This is a genomic window from Adlercreutzia sp. CNCM I-6207, from assembly GCF_977072305.1.
The window spans coordinates 31072-51772 of sequence record NZ_CDRVLZ010000005.1; the positions used below are offsets into that span (position 1 = coordinate 31072).

A 20701-nucleotide genomic window follows, 5' to 3' on the forward strand; every position below is an offset into this window, starting at 1 on the left:
CACTGGACAAGTTTGAATTTTTGCTATAGTGTACCCCGCTTTTCCGATGCTACGAAGGAGGTGGCCTGTGGCCCGCGACAACGCCCGACCCGTGCCCTGGTGGCGCTGGTGCGCTCGCGTGCTGCTGGCCGTCTGCGCGCTGGCGGTGCTCATCGTGGGCGTGGCCAACGTGGTCACCGTGGCCACGACGCGCGATCGGGTAGTTACCGTGGAAGGCGCGGCGAGGGCCCTGGCCGGCGATGCCGCCGATGCCGTGGTGGTGCTGGGGGCCAGCGTGTACGCCGACGGCACGCCGAGCGACATTTTGGCCGATCGGCTGGAAGTGGCCTGCGACTTGTACAAGAGCGGTGCGGCCCGGGCCATCATCGTCAGCGGCGACAACCGCACCTCCCACTACAACGAGTCCGACGCCATGAAGGCGTACTGCGTTGAATTGGGCGTGCCGAGCGAGGACGTGTACGTAGACCATGCGGGCAACACCACCTACGAGTCGATGTGGCGGGCGCGGCACGTGTTCGGGGCGGACCGCATCATCGTGGCCACCCAGGCCTACCATCTGTATCGCGCCATGTTCGCTGCCGATTGTCTGGGCATGCAGGCGTGGGGCGTGCCCTGCGACAAGGGGGCCTACGATAACCAGCGGGCCTACAGCATCCGCGAGGTGCTCGCCCGCACGAAGGACTTCTACGCGGCGCTTTTGCGCCTGCCCGTGGACACGGCCGGCGAGGCGGTATCGCTGAACGATTCCGGAGATCTGACGTGAGGGGGCGCTTGTGCAGACGCTAGGCACCGAGCTGGATCGAACCATTGCCGGTTGGGGTCCTGAAGCCGCCGCAGCTCTCAAGCGCTCGCGGAACAAGGATCGCTTCCGCGCCGCCGTGGAGCGCACGTGGCGTTTGCGCCCGGATGTGGGGCGGTTCGTCCTCATGCACACCAACGGCATCTACATCGCCAAGGACGAGCGCCCCCGCAAAGGGCCCGACCGCCATAAGGACTGGTGGGTCTTCGGCATGTATCTGGACGACGCCATGGCGCGCACCGAGGTGGACGCCTGGCAGTCGGTACTGCTCATGAATCTGGAGCAAGAGGGCTTCGCCGTCAACGAGCTGCGCTTCTTCCCTGCGAAATGGGATATGCGCCAGCGGCGGCTGTTTCCGGAATTGTGGGAGGAAGGGGAGAACGCCCGCGTTCCCGGCAACCGTGACGGGCTCAAGTACCAGGACGAGGCGCGGGCCTTGGATATCGTGAAGCGGGCCGTGTTCCTCGTCTTCGAGGACACCGAGCTGGCCTGGGCCCTTCTCGAGAAGGTTCGCGGTGCCTCGGTGCGGGAGATGTTCGCCGCGGGGCCAACCGGCGAGACGGCGGCTCGGGATGGCAAGCGACAGGGGGAGAAGCGCTACCGGCTGCTTCTTTACGTGGACGACGTGGCGCAGACAAAGCCGATCGTGGAGGCGTACTCCGAGGCCATTCGGTCGCGCGCCCGCCTGCTGGGCTTGCGTCTCGGCTCCATTTGGGTGCGGAAGGCTCCGCCGCTGCTGGCCGGCAAGCACGCGTTTAAGCGCACGGGAGCGTCGGAGCCGCTGCGCGACGAGGTGCTGCGGGGCGGTTCAGCCGAATAGCTTCAAGGCGACGGTGTCGTCGAGGACGATTTTCAGTTCGCGGCCATTCGGTAGCGCGTAGGTATAGTAGAGCGGCGCCTCTGGACGGCTGAACACGCGGCTCAGCGGCACGTCGGCGGCGCAGTAGATGCGGCGGCAGCGGGCCGAGACGCGATCTTGGGTGGCGAACAGCAACGGATCCTCGTAGCGGTCGCAGCCCTGGCTGAAGAAGTAGTTGTGGGCGTCGTCCCACCCGAAGTGCTGGATGATGAGCCGATGCAGGTCGGCAAGGGTCTCGTCGGCGCTCATGAAGGCGCTGCACTGCGGGGAGGAGTCGTCCGCCGGCCCGATAACGAGGGTGAGCGCAGCATTCGAAAAGACCCCCTCGCACGGGGTCGCTTCGGGCGCGCGCCACCATTGGCCGGGAAATTCGATGATCTTGGCGGTCACGACTCGAGCCTTTCTCGTCCTCCTCATGACGGGGGCATTGTAACAGGAGTTTTCCCTAAGGGAAATCAAATGGTTGAAATTGGCCGAAAAAGTAGCTTCAAGCAGGGATAAGGTGTCTATTTACACTAAGTAAATAAGTCAGGAATTCAAGGGATTTGGTGAGTCTTTCGCCGGGGCGCCCGGTCTTGCGGGAGCCCGGTATTATCATCGCAGCAGCGTCTCTCCTCGTTGATGAGAGATTAATGGCCGCAGCTGCGCTGCGATGACCAAAATGAGTGGTTGCCCGACGGCGCGGAGCCGGTCGAGGCGTTTTGCACGCGGCATTGTCGGTTGCGCGGGCGGGAAGGTGGGGCATGGCCCAGCAGAAGGGGAGAACGAGCAAGGCGGACGCCACCCGGCGCCAATTGCTGGATGCGGCGATCGAGGTCATTTCCGAACGCGGCTACGCCGACACGACGGTGGAGCGCATCGTGGAGGTGGCGGGCGTTTCGAAGGGCGTGGCCTACTACCACTTCTCCAGCAAGGCCGATATCGCCACCTGCATCCTCGTGGAGGGCATTGGCGAGATCGTCGACGACTTTGTGGCTATCGCCGGTAAGGCTCCTTCGGCCGTGGAAGCCCTTACGGCCATGATGGATTCTTTCGCCGCGACTATTTTCCGCAACGCCGGATTCGGGCGCATCCTCGTGTCGGAGTTGTGGCGGCGCGGGCGCGAATGGTCCGAGCCGATGCGCGCTTTGGAGGAGCGCCTGCTGGCGGTGCTGCGCGGGCAGATCGAGCGCGGGCAGCGCGAGGGCAGCATTCGCGGCGATATCGATGCGGCGTTCGAGGCGGTGGCCGTGGTGGGCATGGTGCTCACGACGACGCTGCACTACATCCGCGAGGCCGAACAGCGCGCCGAGGAGGGCTGCGACTGCGCCGAGGCGTTTGCGGCGGCGGAGCGCTCGCTTACCGTGCGCATTTGCGACTACGTGCACCACGCCAACGCGTAGGGGGCCGGGGCTTCTGCCGCCCTTGCGCGCCGCCGCCCTTGCGCGCCGCCGCACGAAACCGCTTTTTCTCCGTCAGCGCAACTGTTGCTTTAGCGCGCTAAAGTTCGCGGTATGCTGGGGATGCCTACTGAAAGGAGCTTTTCGTGTACAAGATCTACTGCCTGAACAACATCTCTCCTGAGGGCCTGGCCCTGCTCACCGACAACTATGAGGTCACCGAGAACATCGACGAGGCCGACGCCATCCTCGTGCGCTCCGCCGACATGCACGAGATGGAAGTGCCCGCGAACCTGAAGGCCGTGGCCCGCGCCGGCGCTGGCGTGAACAACATCCCCCTGGACAAGTTCGCCGAGGCCGGCATCGCCGTCTTCAACACGCCGGGCGCCAACGCCAACGCCGTGAAGGAGCTCGTGCTGGCCGGCATGCTGCTGGCGAGCCGCGACATCATCGGCGGCGTGGCGTGGGTGCGCGACAACGCCGACGACGAGAACGTGGGCAAGGCCGCCGAGAAGGCCAAGAAGCAGTTCGCAGGCGGCGAGATTCTTGGCAAGACGTTGGGCGTCATTGGCCTGGGTGCCATCGGCAAGCTGGTGGCGCAGTCCGCCGAGGCGCTGGGCATGAAGGTCATCGGCTACGATCCGGCCATGGACGAGATCACCGTGCACGAGCAGATTTCCCCGACGGTGGAGTTCGCCGACCTGCCGAAGGTACTCAAGGAGAGCGACTTCATCACCATCCACGTGCCGGCGCTGCCCGCCACCAAGGGCATGATCAACGCCGACGCCATCGCTCAGATGAAGGACGGCGTCGTGTTCCTGAACTTCTCCCGCGATGTGCTGGTCGACGACGTCGCCATGGCCGAGGCCCTGGCGTCCGGCAAGGTGGCGGCGTACGTGACCGACTTCGCCAACCCGGCCGTCGTGAAGATGGAGCGCGCCATCGTCATCCCGCATCTGGGCGCCTCCACCGCCGAGGCCGAGGATAACTGCGCCAAGATGGCCGTCGAGGAAGTCATGGCCTACCTCGAGCGCGGCGAGAAGATCCACTGCGTGAATATGTAGCAACTCGGTAATGCGGGTGGCGAAGGAGAGCGCCCTCTCGTCGCCCGCTTATCGCTTGATCCTGCTGCGAATGCGGCAAAAGAAGCAGAGAAGATGACGCACATGGGTCGGTACCATCCCGACATCGTTGCTGCTGAAGTAGAATCTGCTTCTTAACGGCCGCATTCTCCGCAGGGCGATAAGAGGTCGCCGAGAGGGCGTTCTCCTTCGCTGGCTGCGTGCGATTCGAATTAGCCAGTTGGTTCGCCTATAATAGGCGGAAAACTTCGTGGAAGGAGAGGGCGATGAGTGTGGAGCGGCCTTGCATATTGGTGGGAGTGACCGGGTGCATTGCGGCCTACAAGGCCGGGGAGATCGTGCGCGGGCTGCAGAAGGCGGGCGTGCGCGTGAAGGTGGTCATGACCGAGCACGGTACGCACTTCGTCGACCCGGTGACGTTCCGGGCGCTCACCCACGAGAAGGTGGCGGTGGGGCTGTTCGACGATCCGTCAGATCCCATTCACCACATTTCACTCGCCCAAGAATGCGACGTGTTCCTTATCGCGCCGTGCACGGCCAACGTGATGGCGAAGGTGGCCTGCGGCATTGCCGACGACTTGCTGTCCACCACGGCCCTGGCGACCACGGCGACGCTGGCCATCGCGCCGGCGGCCAACGTGCATATGTACGAGGCGGCGGCCACCCAGGAGAACATGGCCACGCTGCGCCGCCGGGGCGTGCGCTTCATCGAAGGGGGCGCGGGCTATCTGGCCTGCGGCGATGTGGGTCGCGGTCGTTTGGCCGATCCCGCTGTCATCGTGCGCGAGACGCTGGCCCTGTTGGCCGAGCGCGTGGGCTTGGACGCCCTGCGGGAGGCCTGTGAGCGGCACGGTGAGGTGCCGTTCGCGACCGTGATGGAGCAGATCGATGCTGCGCGCGCGTCGGCTTCTGCGTCTTCCACTGAGGACGCTGCCGCAAGCGCTTCCGCCCCGTGCTATCCCGAGCAGAGCGCCGAAGGCTCGGAGTCGAAGGATCTCCCAACTGCTGCCGTTCCCGACACCCCGCTGCCGGCCGCCGTGGCCGATGGCGCGGCCACCATGCCCGCGGGCGCGCTCGCTGGCCGCACGGTGCTCGTGACGGCTGGCCCTACGGTGGAACCCATCGACTCGGTGCGCTACATTTCTAATTACTCCTCGGGCAAGATGGGCTATGCCATCGCCGAGGCCGCTGCGGCTGCCGGCGCGCGGGTGGTGCTCGTGTCGGGCCCGGTGGCCCTCGCCGCACCTGATGGCGTGGAAGTGGTGCCCGTGAAGACGGCCCGCGACATGCTGGCCGCCGCTTCTTCGGTGTTCCCGGCCGCCGATGCCGCCATCTTCGCCGCCGCTGTGGCCGACCTGCGCCCGGCGAACCCGGCCGACCGCAAGCTCAAGAAGGGCCGCGACGATGCGGCGCTCGCCAACGTGCCCCTCACGGAGAACCCCGACATCCTGGCCACTCTGGCCGCGGGTAAGCGTCCCGATCAGTACGTGGTGGGCTTCGCCGCCGAGACTGACGACGTGCTCATGAACGCCCATGCCAAGCTCAAGAAGAAGAATGCCGACATGATTGTGGCCAACCAGGTGGGCGACGGCCTCGCCTTCGGCACCGACAACAACGAGGTGTGGCTCGTCACGGAAGGCGACGACGTGCTTTTGCCCCTCATGAGCAAGCGCGCCGTAGCCGAGCGCCTCATGGAAGTGGTAGCTGCGCATCTGGACTAACGCCTCTTACGCTTCCGTAAGCTGGCGCGGTTTTTCCTGAAAGCGCCCCCTGTGCAGGGGCGCTTTCGCTATCATGGTGGCGAACGAGAAAGGGCATCGGGCGCAGCGGCTCAGGTGCTGACTGCGGCGACGCGCGCGTGGAAAGGGGCATCATGCGGGTTCTGTTGGTTGAGGACGACCATGCCATCGTGCGGGCGCTCACTGATCTTTTGGAAGGCGAGGGCTTTGCCGTGCGTTCCTGCGCGACCCAGGATGGGGCATGCGCGGCATTGGCGACTGACGACTTCGACATCGCGCTTCTGGACGTGACGCTGGCCCAGGGCAATGGGTTCGCCGTGTGCGCGGCGGCCCGCGAGGCGGCGCCGGATATGCCCGTCATCTTCCTTACCGCTTCCGACGACGAGTACTCAACGGTAGCGGGCCTCGATATGGGAGCCGTCGACTACATCGCCAAGCCCTTTCGCGCCCGCGAGCTCATCTCGCGCATCCGCGGAGCGCTGCGGCGCACGGCCCCGGCCTCCAACGTGCTCACCGTCGGCGACGTGAGGCTCGACGTAGCCTCGGCGGCCGTGACCAAGGACGGCCGCGAGGTGTTTCTCTCGGCGCTGGAGTACCGGCTGCTGCTGTATTTTTTGCAGCATGCGGGCAAGCTCGTCACCCGTGAGAACCTGCGCGACGCTATTTGGGACAGCGCCGGGGAGTACGTGTCGGACAACGCGCTGAACGTGTATGTGAAACGCCTGCGCGAGAAGGTGGAGACCGACCCGGCCGAGCCTGAACTCATCGTCACCGTGCGCGGTCTTGGCTACAAGGTGGGGGAGTAGGGGCGATGGCGCGAGTTCGGTGGTCTGAGGCCGTGCGGTCGATGGAGTGCGTCGTGTGGCTGATGGAGTGCGCCGCCGCGGCACGAGGGGGCGAGTAGCGTGGGCTCCGCATCGACGCTGTTGCGCCAGTGCGCGGTCATGGTGGCGCTCATGGCCGTGCTCGCGTGGGCGGCGCCGAGCGAGGCGAAGCCGTGGGTCGCCGGCACGGGCGCGGTGCTGCTGGCGGTGTTCCTCGTCGTGTCGCTGTACCGCCACCGCCAGATTCGCCGGCTCGCCGAGGAGATCGACGAGGTGCTGCATTCGGGCCGCACGGTGGGCTTCTCGAACTGCCGTGAGGGCGACGTGGCGGTGCTCGCCAACGAGCTGTCGAAGATGGTGTCGCGCCTTTCGCGCACCCGCGACCAGCTGTCCCGCGAGCGCAACGCGCTGGCCGATTCTCTGGCCGACGTGTCCCACCAGATTCGCACGCCGCTCACGGCCATCACCCTCATGCTGCCCGTGGTGGAGCGCGCCGACGATGCCCGCGAGCGCAAACGCGCCGTGCGCGAGCTGGAATCGATGATCGAGCGCGTCTCGTGGCTCGTGACCACGCTGCTGAAGATCGCGAAGGTGGATGCCGGCGCCATGCACGTGGAGCAGCGCGAGGTGCGGGGCGCCGAGGTAGCGCGCCGGGCGGTGGCGCCTCTGGCCACCGCCATGGATCTGCGCGACGTGAATCTCGTGCTGGAATTGGACGAGACCGCCACCTTCCAGGGCGATGCGCCGTGGACTGCCGAGGCCGTGGAGAACATCGCGAAGAACTGCATGGAGCACACCCCTCCCGGTGGCACGGTGACCGTGGCCGTGAGCGAGGACGCCCTGGCCACCACTATTGCCGTTTCCGACACCGGCCCCGGCATCGCCCCGGAGGATCTGCCCCACATCTTCGAGCGCTTCTACCGAGGAAGAGGTCTCGTCCCGGCATCTCCCGAGCTTGCGCCCGAGGGGCGACTGAAGTCGCCCCCTACAGAAGGCTTCGATCCGGCTGAGGGGATTCGATCAAAACCGTCCCGTTTGGAAAATACCGATCCGACCGACAGGATGCAGGTTGATCCCGTAGGGGGCGACCTTGGTCGCCCCTGGGCCGACGACAACGGCAACGACGCTCGTCAGCCCGCCGGGTTCGGCATCGGGCTCTCGTTGGCCCAGGCCCTCGTCTCCGCCCAGGGCGGCACCCTGCGTGCCTCCAACAACCCCGCCGGCGGCGCCCGTTTCGAAATCGCCTTCCCGAAACTCGTGGTGTAGGCGGCGCGTCTGTTAATGCTCGAAATTTGGGACATTAGGCCCGTTAGTGTTCCAGATTTCGAGCATTAAGTCTTTTAATTACATTACCGTAATGGGCGCGTTAGGGGGCGGCAATGGGTGGCCGCCATACTTGTTCCGTAGATTGGGAAACCAGGAGAAGAAAGGCATCTGGCATGGACATTTTGACGGTCAGCCACTTGACGAAGATCTACGGAGAGGGCGAGGCGGCCACCCGCGCCCTGGATGACGTGTCCTTCAGCGTGGAAGAGGGCGAGTTCGTGGCTATCGTGGGTTCGTCGGGCTCGGGCAAGTCCACCCTGCTGCACCTCATCGGCGGCGTGGATCGGCCCACCTCGGGCCATGTGCTGCTGAACGGCGCCGACGTGTACGCGCGCTCCGACGAGGAGCTGGCGGTGTTCCGTCGCCGCGAGGTGGGGCTGGTGTACCAGTTCTACAACCTGGTGCCGGTGCTGAACGTGGTGGAGAACATGACGTTGCCCGTGGCCTTGGACGGCCGCACGGTGAACGCGGGCCGCCTGCAAGGCCTCGTGCAAAGGTTGGGACTCGCCGGCCGCGAGGGGCATCTGCCCAGCCAGCTCTCCGGCGGCCAGCAGCAGCGCGTGGCCATCGGGCGCGCCCTCATGAACGCGCCGGCGGTAGTGCTCGCCGACGAGCCCACGGGCAACCTGGACACCCGCAACAGCTGCGAGATCATGCAGCTTCTGCGCGATTCCAACCGCGAGTTCGGCCAGACCATGATCGTCATCACCCACGATGAGGAGATCGCGCTGGCCGCCGACCGCATCATCGCCGTGGAGGACGGCCGCATCGTGCGCGACGAGAGGATCCGCCGATGAACGCCACGACGAACTTCACCGTAAAGAGCCTGCGTGCCAACAAAGTGCGCACGCTCGTGACCATCGCCGGCGTGGCCCTGGCCGCGGCCCTGCTCACGGCGGTGCTCACCACCTATGTGTCGCTGAACGACTACCTCTATCGTTCCGAGGCGCACCTGGCCGGCACCTGGATGGCCTGCGTGGAAGCCGATGGCAGCTCGGCGCTTGACGAGAAGGTCGCCGACGCCCAAGCCGACCCGCAGGTGGCTGGCACGGCGATCCTGCGCGATGTCGGCTTCGCCGCGTTGACTGCCGACCAGCAGAATACCCAGGGAACTTATCTGGCCATTCGCTCCATCGAAGGCGACGTGGGCGACATCTGCGGCATTACGCCCAGCGAGGGACGCCTGCCCGAGAACGACCACGAGATCATGCTCTTCTCCACGTGGAACGACTACGGCGGGGTGAACCTCGGCGATACGGTCACCTTCGACGTGGGCCAGCGGGTGGCCCGACTCGCCCCGGGCGAGGAGGGATCCATGTCCGCGGGCACCATGACCGCCTCGTGGGGCGTGCAGGGGGAGGCCCACGAGAGCGAGATCACCGACGGCACACCGCTCAACTCCTCCATGGGCGTGCTGGAGGCGGACATCGACGGCGGCATCTTCAACGAGGATATCACGAACACCGAGGAGAGCACCTATACCGTGGTGGGCTTTTACGATCGTCCGGGCTACGCCCTTTCCACGGCGGCAGGCATGGTGGGCGTGACCGCTGGGGGCGCCGCGCCCGACGCCTTTACCGACGTGTTCTTCACGTTGAACGACGTGGCCAACACCCAGCAGGTGGAAGAAGCCGCAGAGGCGCTGTTCCCCGACGAGCATGTGGTGCTCCACACGGCCATGCTGCGCTACATGGGCGTTTCCAGCGACTCCTCCATTTGGGCGACGTTCTACGGCCTGGTCGTGGTGCTGGCGGCGGTCATCGTCGTGGCGTGCGTTTCGCTCATCTTCAACGCCTTCAACATCTCGGTGGCCGAGCGCATCAAGCAGTTTGGGCTTCTGTCCTCGGTGGGCGCCTCGCGCCGGCAGCTGCGCCGGGCCGTGGTGCTGGAAGGGGCCATCGTGGCCGTCATCGGCATCCCCTGTGGGCTTCTCATCGGTCTTGCCGGGTGCGCTGCCACTTTCGCGGCGCTTGGGCCGGCCATCTCCCAGCTGGCCGGGTCGGTGGAAGTGCCCTTCCGCGTGGCCGTGAGCGGCTGGGTGCTGCTTGCGGCCTCGGTGCTCACGTTCGTCACCGTGCTCGTGTCCGTGTGGATTCCGGCGAAGCGGGCGAGCCGCACGAACATCATCGACTCGCTGCGGGCCGCCAGCGGCAGCCGCGTTTCCCGGCGCGGGGCGGCGCGGGCCGCGAGGTGCACCGAGGCGTCACGGCTTTGGAAGGCCCGCGGGGCGGCCGGGCGCGTGCTCGGCGTCGGCGGCATGCTGGCGCGCATCAACCGCAAGCGCGGCACGGGGAAGGGCCGGGCGGCCTCGGTGTCGCTGGCGCTGGCCATCGTGCTGCTCATGACCGCCGGCTCACTGAACGTGTTCCTCGGCACCCTGACCAACGTGGTGACCGGCGGCGGCGAGCCGGCCGGCCAAGTGGGCGTCTGGGCCCAGCTGGATGCGAAGGCGTCCCAGGACGAAGGGACGGCCGGCGGGAACGCGCAAGCTGATGACGGAGGCGCGGCGGCTGGCGAAAGCGATGCTGCAGCCAGCGGTCCTGCGGCTGCCGAGGGCGCTGCCCAGCCCGCTGCCTCGACGACGCCCGAAGCCGTCGCGGCTGCGAACAACGAGCTGTTCGCAGCGCAGGCCCAGGTGTTCGCCGATGCCTTCGCCGATCTCTCCCAAGTGGCCGGCGCCCAGCCGGTGGGCTGGAAGATGACGGCGGACATTTACGCCATTCTTCCCGAGGCCATGGCGGGCGACGCCCTTGCCGATACGAGCAACGGCACGGGCGGCACGATGGCCGACGGCAGCATCGGCGCGGTCGGCTCCGTCGCCTACTTGGACGATGCCGCCTTCGACGACTACGCGAAGAGCTTGGGGCTTGACCCCGCCGACTTTCGCGATCCGGCTCACCTGCGGGCCATCGCCCTGGCCCAGGGCTACGGCAACAATGGCAGCGTCTACCAGTTGCTCAACGTGCTGCGAGAGCCGGGCACTTTGGAGGCCCTTACGGCGGTGACCTATCACGGCGAGCCGGCGGCGGGCATCGGCGTCGGCGCAACATCCGGAGAGGGCAATGCTGAGGCCTTCGCCTTCCAGCCCTACCTTGAAGGCGATGACGACGGGGTCGAATGGTTCCCTCTGGAGGAGGCGGAGGCGCAGACGGTCTCCGTCGAGGTTGTCGCCCTGGCCGAGGAGGCGCCTGCCATCGCCAGTGCCCGTGGGGAGGGCCTGCAGCTCATCGTGCCCGAGTCCATGGCGGCTTACCAGGGTTTCGGCAGCACGTCCCCCATCTTCTATAGCTATTTCGACTCTGCCGATGGAGACCACGGCGCGCTCGCCGAGGAGCTGGCGACGGCCGGCAGCGCGTACTTCCATGACAAGAGTCCCTACGGGCTGGCGTTCTACTCCTTTAACGACTACATCGAGCAGCGCGATTCCAACCAGATGATCGCCACGGTGGTGAACGTGTTCTGCCTGCTGTTCGCCGTTATTCTGGCGCTCATCGCCATGGCCAACGTGTTCAACACGGTGACCAACAGCCTTATCCTGCGCCGCCGCGAGTTCGCCGTTATGAAGTCGGTGGGCCTTTCGAACCGGCAGTTCCGTGCCATGGTGGCCGAGGAATGCGTCGCCTGGTGCATCCGCGGCCTCGTGCCCGGCGTGCTGCTGTCGCTGCTCGTGTCCTTCCTTTTGTGGCAGGTGATCTCCGGCTCTATGACGGGGCTGCCCTTCACGCTGCCCTGGAGCTACGTGGCCCTGGCCGCCGCCATGACCGTGGTCGCTGTGGGTGCGTCGGTGGCCTACGGCATGCACCGCTGTCGCGCCGACAACGTGGTAGAGGCCCTGCGCGCCGACGCCGTGTAGGAGGTGCTGCGACATCAAGCAAGGCGGGTGAGGGTGCGCTGCGTCCCCCACCCGCCCGAGTAAACTTGGTTTCTGCATCAAGGGGTGCCGAAATGATGCAGATAAGTTGACTACGATGCAGAAAACGTGGCCTAGTCCCCGTTTTCTGCCTTCGCTTTCGCCTTCGGGCTCAGGCCGCCTTTGCGGTAGCCGTAACGGCCCGAAAGGGCGATCATGAACGTGGCGGCCACCAGGCAGGTGAGCCCGTCGCCCACCGTGACCGAGAGCCAGATGCCGTCGATGCCGAACAGCATCGGCAGCACGATGACCGCCGCCACTTGGAACACGAGCGTGCGCAGGAACGAGATGAGCGCCGAGACGAGCCCGTTGTTGAGCGCCGTGAAGAACGCCGAGGCGTACATGGCGAATCCCATGAACAGAAAGCACAGGGCGTACAGCTTGTAGGCGCTCACGGTGAGCTCCAGCAGGGCCGCGTCGTAGCTGACGAAGATGGCCGATAGGGGTGCGGCGAGCCACTGGCCGAGCAGGAACATGACGATGCTCGCCACGCCGATGATCCCGAGGCTCTTCCACAGAAGCGAGCGCATTTCAGTATGGTTCTGGGCGCCGTACTGGAAGCTCATGAGCGGGGAGGTGCCCACGGAGTAGCCCATGAACACGGCCGAGAAGATCATCACGGTGTACATGATGACGCCGTAGGCCGCCACGCCGTCCTCGCCGATGAAGCGCAGAAGCTGCCAGTTGTATAGGATGCCCACGAGGCTCATGGCGATGTTGGTGACCATTTCCGACGAGCCGTTGGCGCAGGCCTTCCCGATGACGGGCCAGCGCAGATGCGGCCGCACGAAGTACAGGTGCGTCGAGCGCTTGCGGGCGAAGTAGACGAGTGGAATGCCGCCGCCGATGAGTTCACCGATGTTCGTGGCGAGCGCCGCACCGGGAAGCCCCCAGCCGAACACGCCGACGAACAGGAAGTCCAGAAGGATGTTCGCCACGCCGGCCGCCACAATGACCAGAAAGCCGTACTTGGGCTTGCCCGCCGTGACGAAGAAGCTCTGGAAGGCGTACTGCAAGATGAAGAACGGCAGTGAGATCATCATCATGCGGCCGTAAAGCGCGGCGTCATGGTGCATCTGGCTTCCCGGCGTGGCGCCGAGCATGGTGGCCGTGGGCTCCATGAAGAACCAGCCGCCAAGGGAAAGCACCGAGCCCACGACGAAGGCGAAGATGATGAGCAACGAGAAATGGCGCCGCGCCCGGGGCCGGTCGCCCTCGCCCAAGGTCTTGGCCACAAGGGCACTGCCCCCGGTGCCGATCATCATGCCCACGGAGGCCAAAATCATGACGGCGGGGAAGATCAGGTTCACGGCGGCGAGCGCCGTTTTGCCGGCGTAGTTCGACACGAAGAACCCGTCCACGATGGTGTAGCACGAGGTGAAGATCATCATGGCGATGGTGGGCAGCGTGAACCGTATGAGGGCGCTGGTGGAGAAGTGTTTGGACATATCGACTGACATGGGAAACCTTTCGGAGAAAAGAGGGCAGAACAAGCAAGGAAAGCGGGCGTCTCTAGTGGAAGGCGAGAGTCGAGAGGTTTTCGTTCAGCGCGTTGATGTAGCGCTTCATGGCGCTGGTAAGTTGGCGCTGCTCTTCATCGGTGAAGATTGCGACGGCTTCATGCTCGGCGGCCAGTACGGCTTGAATGTGGGCTTCGTACTGCTTTCTCCCGTAACCAGTCAGATAAACGCGTTGAGTGCGGGGCGTGTCTCCTCGCAGCTCGACTACGCCTTTGTCGATCATGCGCTTGATAGACGAGTGCACCGTTTGCTTCGAAGAGAATCCGAGCTCGCACAGCTGCTTCTGTGTGAGGCCATCTTCGTTGACGAGCGCGTACACGATATCGAAGGCGCAATCAGGGAGTCCCATGCGCCACGCGGTTTGACGATACAGCTCGTCAGCCTGGCGATAGAAATCATCGATGGCGCGGATTGTCTCCACGATTTGGCTTTTCTCGTCGAGCGCGGTGTTTTCGTTGCGTGCGATCTTGTCGGCGTTCATGGGCTTTCTGTACCTCAAAATGCGATTGGTCTGATTTCGGACTAACGAGTTCGCTAGTATAGTCCGAAATCAGACCAAAGCAAGGCCTTCACAAGGTTTCCAAGAGGTTTAGGGGCTAGAACTCGCGCTTCTCGTAGAGCTTGGCGGCGACGAAGGCGCTGGCCACGTAGATGAGGGCGACGACGGCCACTAGGGCGGCGGCGAGGAAGAGGTAGTTGCTGCCGGTGTCGAGCCACTGCACAAGGTCGGCGAGCACGCCGGTGGGCTGGATGCCGGCATCGAAAAAGCCGATGCCGCAGGCGATGGCAATCACCACGACGACGGGCACGAAGCGAGTGGCGCGGGTCATGCCGAAGCGGAAAACGAGCGGCAGCGTGACAGCCATGCCCAGCGTGATGACGCCCACCGCGCCTACCACGCTTCCGACGAGGGCGGCCGGCGGGTTCTCGGCCGGCGTCAGCCCCTCGGGCAGTGTGCCGGCGGGCATGCAGGAAATCACGCCCAAAAGCAGAAACGACAGCGCTAAGGCAAAGACGATCGTGCCGATGGCGACGAGCGCGAGGCTCGCGTAGCGGCCGAACACCACCTGGCGGCGAGTGAGGGGCAGCGTGAGCCGGAAGCGCTCCCATCCGTTCTGCTCGTCGGTGGCGGCAAGGGAGAACAGCAGCATGAACGGCGGCATGGCGGCGATGGCGGCGGCGCCTCCCACCAGGGTGCCCATGGCGTACCCCATGAACAGGGCAATGATGGCGCAGATGCCGAGCAGCTGAAGAATGGCGCTGCGCAGGACGGCGAAGTCGGAAACGATCATGGCTTTCATCGGGATTCCCCTTTCAGAATGAGGGTCATGTAGTCTTCAATGGTGGCCTTGTCCACGGGGATATCGGGGAAGGCGCGGGCGAAGGCGAAGCGGTCGGGGGCGAGCACGTCGCAGCCGTAGTCGTGGCGCAGGATGCGGGCCTCGCCGGGGGCGAAGAAGCCGGCATCCAAGATGGCGGTCACGTCTGCGGCGCGGCAGCGGGCCACGCCGGCCTCGTCGGTGATGGCATCCTTGGGGGCCGTAAACACGATGCGGCCGGCGTCCACGCAGACGACCTCGTCGGCGATCTTTTCCAAGTCGGAGGTGATATGGGTGGACATGAGGATGCCGCGATCGCCCTCGGCCATGAAGTCGCGCAGAAGGTCGAGCACCTCGTCGCGAGCGATGGGGTCGAGCCCGGCTGTGGCCTCGTCCAGCACGAGCAGCTCCGGGTTGTGCGAGAGCGCGAAGGCCAGCGTCAGCTTCATGCCCATGCCGCGCGAGAGCTCGCCCACCTTCTTTTTCGGGGCCAGGTTGAAGCGGTCGCACAGCGCGGCGAACTGGACGGCGTCCCATTCGCGGTAGGCTGCCCGCCCGATAGCGCCCACATCGCCCACGCGGCAGGTGTCGGGGAAGGCGCAGGTGTCCAGCACGACGCCGATGCGGGATTTGATGGCGTCCAGCTCGGGGCTGCCGCAGGCGATGGGCTGGCCGAACAGGCGCACGGCACCCTCGTCGGCGGCGATGATCCCCAAGGCCGCCTTGATGGTGGTGGTCTTGCCAGCGCCGTTCGATCCGATGAAGCCGGCGACGCAGCCCGGTTCCACGGCCAGGCTCACGCCGGAAAGCTCGAAGTCATCGTAGCGCTTGCCCAGGTTGTTTATCTCCATGAGGTAAGTCATGTTCGCTCCTCGTTCAGTTTTCTTCCAGCAGCACATCCAGCATGGCGTGCAGATCGGCGGCTTCTATGCCAGCGTTTTCCGCTTCGGCCACGGCGCGGGCGAGGTGTCCCTCCACCTGGCGCAGCCGCTCCTCGCGCAGAAGCTCCAGGTTGCCTCCGGCGACGAAGGAACCCTTGCCCTGCACGGTGTCGATGAAGCCGGCTTCTTCCAGTTCCGCGTAGGCCCGCTTGGTGGTGATGACGCTGATGCGCAAATCGTTCGCCAGGGCGCGGATGGAAGGAAGGGGATCGCCCTCGGCCAGCTCTCCGGCCATGATGGCCGCCTTGATCTGACGCGTGATCTGCTCGTAGATGGGCTCGCTGCTTCCGTTTGAAATGATGATGTCCAAGGTGCCTCTTTCGCAGACGGCGTATCGCGAGCTCCGGCAGCGCTCGTCTTCGCGACGAGCGCCCAAGGTGCGGCGATGTGCCGTCCTAGTTTCGGCCCTTGCCGCCCCAGCGTCCCGGGCGCGGCAAGGGCGTGAATAGTGTATATACCCTACATGCACAGTATATACACACCTATACACAGCCGTCAAGGCCGCCGGAAAAGATTTCCGTCGGTTGCGGTACAGATTTTTGAGTTGTTAGACACGAGAAGAGAGATGCAGAGCGCGACAGGAAGTTTAGTGTTTGGTTAGAATAATTGCGAACTGGTGTTTTACGACGAAGTGATTTTACGGCATGATGAATCCTGACGGTGTTTTGCAGGCGCATGCCTAACAACTCGAAAATCTTGTCTTCGTGCGCGAGCTTTCTTGTCTGAATGAGGGAATTGCAGGCTCGGGGTCGGCTCGGATCTGTCGGGAGATGGAAAGTGCGCTGCCTACGACCGCGACGCCGTGGCCCTTCGCCGTGATTTAGACGTGGAAGACGACTGGCCGTGGCGCCACGACACCTTGTCCTGTGGCCAGCAAAAGCGGCTGCAGGTAGCTTGCGCGCTCTGGCAGCGTCCCGATCTGCTTGTTATGGACGAGCCCACCAATCACGTCGATGTCCCCACCCGCGAGGCCGTCACGGCGGCTCTTGCGCGCTTCAAGGGCGTGGGCCTGCTGATCTCCCATGACCGCGCCCTGCTGGATGCGCTGTGCTCCCAGTGCTTGTTCATGGCGGCCGGTCAGGTGACGGCGCGGCCCGGCGGCTACAGCCAGGGGCGCGGGCAGGAGCAGCTCGAGCGGGAAACGGCCGTCCGCCGGCGCGATCAGGCGAAGCGCGAGAGAAAGCGCCTCGCGGGGGAGGCCCAGCGCCGTCGGGAGGAGGCCTCGCGGGCGGCCGGCATGCGCAGCTGCCGCAACCTCGACCCGAAGGACCATAGCGGGAAGGCGCGCGTCAAGCTGGCCGTCTACACGGGAAAGGACGGCGTGGCCGGCAAGCTGAGCTCCCGTATGGAGGGCCGCCTGTCTCGCGCTGAGGAGACGCTGGCGTCGGTTAAGGTGGAGAAGCGCTACGACGGTGACTTATGGATGCGCGCCGAGCCGAGCGCGCGCAAGGTTCTCCACCGGCAGCCGGAGCTGACGCTGGCCCTTGGGGAACGTCGGCTTCTCGTGCCCCCGTTTTCTGTCGGGAACGCCGATCACATCGCCCTGACCGGCCCCAACGGTGCCGGGAAGACCACGTTGGTGAGTGAGGTGGCACGGCGGATCGACCCGACCGTGCGGGTGCTCGTCATCCCGCCGGAGCCCACCGCCGAGCAGTGCCGTGACGCGCTTTCTCGATTGGCCTCCCTCGATTCGCGTAGTCGCGGGCGGGTGCTGGCGGTAGGATTTCTCCCCCTTCTTTTTCGTTGACAGAGCGGGGCGTTTTCGCCATACTGAGCAGTGGGTTTGGGGACGATGATTTGTGGAAGGAACCACCATGACCGCAACGATTCGGCCCTCTTTGATCTTTAACATGGATATCGAGGCGCCAGGCGGATCGGCTGTGCAAAGCCGGCCGTATTTTGTTGCGCCATGCAGCGGTTAGTGGGAGAGGATATCCATGGACAACATTCTGGGACTTTTCGAGAAGCTTGAGAGCCAGTCGCTGGCGGTGCAGCCGAGCCGGTGCGTGGTGGTGCGCAATCGCAACGCTTCCTGCCGTCGCTGCGCCGAGGCGTGTCCGACGGGTGCCATTCTCGTGGAAGGCAACGACTTGGCCGTGGCCCCCGAACGCTGCATCGGTTGCGGCACCTGCGCTACCGTGTGCCCGACGGCGGCGCTGGAATCGAAGAAGCCCGACGACAAGGGCTTGCTGAAGGCGGCTGTGGCGGCCATGCAGGCCAACGACGGGGTGGCCGTGGTCATGGACGAGGCCATGCAGGCGGCCGCCGAGGGCAAGTACGACCCGGCGAAAGTGGTGGCGGTGAAGAGCCTCGCCCGGGTGGACGAGAGCCTCATCGCCGTGCTGGCCGCCGGGGGCGCGAGCTCCGTGGTCCTCGTGGCGGGGCCGCGGGCCGCAACCGACGGAGAAGGGGCCGCCGCGGCCGATGCCGACCCCGCGGCCGCCGATTCGCTGGCCACGGAAGCCGCCGACGAGGCCGCCGAGGTGGACGCCGCTGTCGACCGCACGGCCCGGCTCGTGCGCGACACGGCCGCCCTGCTGCTGGAGACCTGGGGCAGCGACGTCACGGTGAAGCTTACCACCAAGCTGCCCCGTTCCGTGCGCCTTACCGCGCCGGCCGATTTCGACACGGGGCGCCGCGGCTTCTTCTCGTCGATGCGCGACGAGGCCCGGGCCGCCGCAGCCATCACCGCCGAGCACGTGGTGCGCGAGAAGCTGGGCGCCGAGGAAGAGGAAGAGCCGAAGTTCGCGAAAGTGGGCGAGGACGGCACGCTGCCCCACTTCCTGCCCGAGCGTCGCGGCCGGCTGCTGTTGGCCCTCAGCAACATGGGCGAGCCGGACGACGTCATGATCGACACGCGGCTGTTCGGCCACGTCATCATCGATCCCGAGAAGTGCACGTCCTGCCAGATGTGCGCCACGTTCTGCCCCACGGAGGCCATCCACAAGTTCGGCGACGCCGCTACGGCCGCGGAGACCGGCAAGCCCTTCGGCATCGACCACTACACGGGCCGCTGCGTGCAGTGCCGCTGCTGCGAGGACATCTGCCCCACGGGCGCGCTGACCCTGTCCACCGACGTGTTCGCCGCCGACGTCACCAAGCGCGGCCGCTCCGAGCGCATCCCCATGAAGCCCCGCGCCCGCAAGGTGAACGACCCCAAGTCCATCGTGAACGCCATGAGCGCCCTGCTGAACGTGCCGAACGTGTACGAGCGGTAGAGGCGGTTTGCGTCGTCCCGACTGGCCGGGGAATTCGGCTGGCGGCCACTGCGGCTCCTACTCCCCGTAAGGGTTAGCGGCCTGCACCAAATCCAGCAGTTCTTGCTGGGAGTGGATGCCGAGCTTCTTGTAGATGTGCTGGCGGTGGGTGCTCACGGTGCTCTTTGAGATGAACAACTCGTCTTGGATGTAGGCGAGGTTGCGGCCCTTCGCGAACATGATCATGATCTCGCCCTCGCGTTCCGACAGGCCGTAGCGCTCGATGATGAGGCGGCACTTGTCCTGGAAGCGTTCGCGGCGCTCCAGGGGCAGGATGTCCATGGTCTCCATGAGTACGCGCTCGTTGAACACGGCCCCCATGGCCACGAACACCGCCAGCACCGCCACGAGCATGCAGGCGTATACGGTCGCAGGCGTAAGGCCGCCCACCAGTAGGGCGAAGCGGCCGAGCAGAAGCCCCGCCAGGGGACCTAGGGCCCAGCCGGCGCGGATGAGCGCGAAGGTACGCACCCGAGTGGCGGAGAAACGCTGGCAGAGGGCAGCGGTCATGATCCACATGAACAGGCCGAAGCACGAGTTGGCCGCCTGGTTCACGGCATAGGGGACGATGCTCGTCAGGGACGCCCAAAGAAGCGGCGCCGGCCCCAGCAAGACGCCCACCATGAGAAACAGCGTGATGCCGCCGTAGCACAGCCGCGGCATGGAGAGGGTCTTCACGCTCATCATGGCCAGGGCGATGAGGATAGCGCCGATGACCACCGCCGCCCCAGCCAGCGCCTGCACGAGGGCGTAGGCAGCCCCTCCGGCGCTCGCGATGTCCATTTGTATGTAGAGGGTGCGCATGAGCTCGTGGGCGAAGCCGACGAGGGCCACGCAGAGCACGATGCGGAAGACGAGGCGCGAGACCTGGCGATGCTCGTCGGCGTCGGTGAGGGGGTGCTGGTCGGCCAGCTCGATGACGCTGATCTGCGCCGCCTCGCGGATACGGCGGATGGCAGCCCACAGGGCAACAGCCGCGCCGACGGGCAACAGGGCGGTGAAGGCCAAGGCCGGCGGAGGCGAGAGCACGAGCGAGAAGCTGAACAGAAGCGGCGAGGCGATCTGCCCGATGGCGACGGCCGCTGTGGCCTCGCGCAGCGATACGCGGGAGAGCGCCATGCCGAAGTACATGAGGAAAAGCGCCGAGGCCACCCCCGACAGCACCCCGGTGCCGGCAACGAAGAGCGAGCCCTCCGGGGATGGAAGACCGCCGAGGGGCATGGCCAACGTCGCGAGCACGGTGCACGCCGCCGAGACCCAGAAAGTGCCCCTGCGGGCGAGCAGGCGTTCTGCGCCGTGCTCGAAGTAGCCGACGAGCAACAGCGTGAGGGAAAGCACCGTGATGGAAACCAGGTACACCGCGTCTAAGACAGACTCGCCGTGATCCGCGAAGGCGAAGATGCCCACGCTTTGGAACGCCCCCATGACCCAGGTGCCATTGAGCGCGAGTGCGCATCCCAGAAGCGCGATGATGACGGGCGACGAAGCAGTGAAACGCGTTCCCATGGATTTCCCCCTAACCTCCCATCTATTGTAAACGCTCCGGCGCGTCTGCGGAGAAAATGACCCGCTGTCAATAAGGAAGCGAAGAAATCCCAGGTCAAACCTATCGTGCTACCAGCATGATTTTCTCATTTGTTGCATTTTCGCCAAAAACGCGCTCCCAGCCCGATGGTGCGGCCGGGGCGGGCGCGGTAGGGTCGTGCAGTGTCTGATGAAGGGTCAGACTCATTCGAGAGGAGGAGA

The 20701-nt window shown here is 65.4% G+C and carries 18 protein-coding genes; 11 read left to right on the forward strand and 7 right to left on the reverse strand.

Annotation, left to right across the window (positions count from 1 at the left end; genetic code table 11):
- Positions 1–67: 67 nt before the first annotated feature.
- Both ACW4QM_RS03780 and ACW4QM_RS03785 read left to right on the forward strand, forming a co-directional pair.
- A complete protein-coding gene (locus ACW4QM_RS03780) occupies positions 68–763 on the forward strand; it encodes a SanA/YdcF family protein (protein ID WP_418694076.1) in 696 nt (231 codons plus the stop codon).
- Between the two features lie 10 nt (positions 764–773).
- Positions 774–1619 carry a hypothetical protein gene (locus ACW4QM_RS03785; protein WP_223899882.1) on the forward strand — a complete coding sequence of 282 codons (846 nt, stop codon included), beginning with the start codon at positions 774–776 and terminating at the stop codon, positions 1617–1619.
- Here the strand turns inward: ACW4QM_RS03785 and ACW4QM_RS03790 are convergent.
- On the reverse strand, positions 1608–2048 hold the full coding sequence (locus tag ACW4QM_RS03790; RefSeq protein ID WP_161127552.1) for a plasmid pRiA4b ORF-3 family protein: 441 nt from the start codon (positions 2046–2048) through the stop codon (positions 1608–1610). The two genes, ACW4QM_RS03785 and ACW4QM_RS03790, sit on opposite strands and share 12 nt — an antisense overlap.
- A 353-nt stretch (positions 2049–2401) precedes the next feature.
- Between ACW4QM_RS03790 and ACW4QM_RS03795 the strand changes: the two genes are divergently transcribed.
- The 7 genes from ACW4QM_RS03795 to ACW4QM_RS03825 all read left to right on the forward strand — a co-directional run bounded on the left by ACW4QM_RS03795 (position 2402) and on the right by ACW4QM_RS03825 (position 11861).
- Positions 2402–3040: a TetR/AcrR family transcriptional regulator gene (locus ACW4QM_RS03795; protein ID WP_022740760.1), complete on the forward strand. Its 639-nt coding sequence runs from the start codon at positions 2402–2404 to the stop codon at positions 3038–3040.
- Positions 3041–3183: 143 nt separating this feature from the next.
- Positions 3184–4101: a 3-phosphoglycerate dehydrogenase gene (locus tag ACW4QM_RS03800; protein ID WP_022740757.1), complete on the forward strand. Its 918-nt coding sequence runs from the start codon at positions 3184–3186 to the stop codon at positions 4099–4101.
- Positions 4102–4385: 284 nt separating this feature from the next.
- Entirely contained in the window at positions 4386–5840 is a 1455-nt protein-coding gene (locus ACW4QM_RS03805; protein WP_455798205.1) for a bifunctional phosphopantothenoylcysteine decarboxylase/phosphopantothenate synthase, read from the forward strand.
- 152 nt (positions 5841–5992) lie between these two features.
- Positions 5993–6664, forward strand: coding sequence for a response regulator transcription factor (locus tag ACW4QM_RS03810; RefSeq protein ID WP_114539504.1), 672 nt, complete (start codon positions 5993–5995; stop codon positions 6662–6664).
- A 99-nt stretch (positions 6665–6763) separates the two neighbouring features.
- Positions 6764–7948: a sensor histidine kinase gene (locus ACW4QM_RS03815; RefSeq protein ID WP_241520669.1), complete on the forward strand. Its 1185-nt coding sequence runs from the start codon at positions 6764–6766 to the stop codon at positions 7946–7948.
- Between the two features lie 173 nt (positions 7949–8121).
- Complete coding sequence (locus tag ACW4QM_RS03820; RefSeq protein WP_022740744.1) at positions 8122–8805, forward strand: ABC transporter ATP-binding protein; 684 nt, start codon at positions 8122–8124, stop codon at positions 8803–8805.
- Positions 8802–11861, forward strand: coding sequence for an FtsX-like permease family protein (locus tag ACW4QM_RS03825; RefSeq protein ID WP_455798206.1), 3060 nt, complete (start codon positions 8802–8804; stop codon positions 11859–11861). Before ACW4QM_RS03820 ends, ACW4QM_RS03825 begins: the two co-directional genes overlap by 4 nt.
- Positions 11862–11992: 131 nt before the next feature.
- Here the strand turns inward: ACW4QM_RS03825 and ACW4QM_RS03830 are convergent, their stop codons facing one another.
- The 5 genes from ACW4QM_RS03830 to ACW4QM_RS03850 all read right to left on the reverse strand — a co-directional run bounded on the left by ACW4QM_RS03830 (position 11993) and on the right by ACW4QM_RS03850 (position 16008).
- Positions 11993–13378 (reverse strand): MATE family efflux transporter, encoded by a 1386-nt coding sequence (locus ACW4QM_RS03830; protein WP_022740741.1) that lies wholly within the window; start codon positions 13376–13378, stop codon positions 11993–11995.
- Between the two features lie 52 nt (positions 13379–13430).
- Positions 13431–13919, reverse strand: coding sequence for a MarR family winged helix-turn-helix transcriptional regulator (locus ACW4QM_RS03835; RefSeq protein WP_173114368.1), 489 nt, complete (start codon positions 13917–13919; stop codon positions 13431–13433).
- Positions 13920–14034: 115 nt separating this feature from the next.
- On the reverse strand, positions 14035–14739 hold the full coding sequence (locus tag ACW4QM_RS03840; RefSeq protein WP_161127560.1) for an ABC-2 transporter permease: 705 nt from the start codon (positions 14737–14739) through the stop codon (positions 14035–14037).
- Complete coding sequence (locus ACW4QM_RS03845) at positions 14736–15620, reverse strand: ABC transporter ATP-binding protein (RefSeq protein ID WP_173114365.1); 885 nt, start codon at positions 15618–15620, stop codon at positions 14736–14738. Before ACW4QM_RS03845 ends, ACW4QM_RS03840 begins: the two co-directional genes overlap by 4 nt.
- A gap of 13 nt (positions 15621–15633) precedes the next feature.
- Positions 15634–16008 (reverse strand): GntR family transcriptional regulator, encoded by a 375-nt coding sequence (locus ACW4QM_RS03850; protein ID WP_114539498.1) that lies wholly within the window; start codon positions 16006–16008, stop codon positions 15634–15636.
- A 492-nt stretch (positions 16009–16500) separates the two neighbouring features.
- Between ACW4QM_RS03850 and ACW4QM_RS03855 the strand changes: the two genes are divergently transcribed.
- Together ACW4QM_RS03855 and ACW4QM_RS03860 are read left to right on the forward strand one after the other, a co-directional pair.
- Entirely contained in the window at positions 16501–17445 is a 945-nt protein-coding gene (locus tag ACW4QM_RS03855; RefSeq protein WP_227070429.1) for an ATP-binding cassette domain-containing protein, read from the forward strand.
- Positions 17446–17635: 190 nt separating this feature from the next.
- Complete coding sequence (locus ACW4QM_RS03860; RefSeq protein WP_114539496.1) at positions 17636–18916, forward strand: 4Fe-4S binding protein; 1281 nt, start codon at positions 17636–17638, stop codon at positions 18914–18916.
- A 57-nt stretch (positions 18917–18973) separates the two neighbouring features.
- On the opposite strand, the gene ACW4QM_RS03865 is transcribed toward ACW4QM_RS03860, so the two are convergent.
- Positions 18974–20461 (reverse strand): response regulator transcription factor, encoded by a 1488-nt coding sequence (locus ACW4QM_RS03865; RefSeq protein WP_455798207.1) that lies wholly within the window; start codon positions 20459–20461, stop codon positions 18974–18976.
- Positions 20462–20701: the final 240 nt, after the last annotated feature.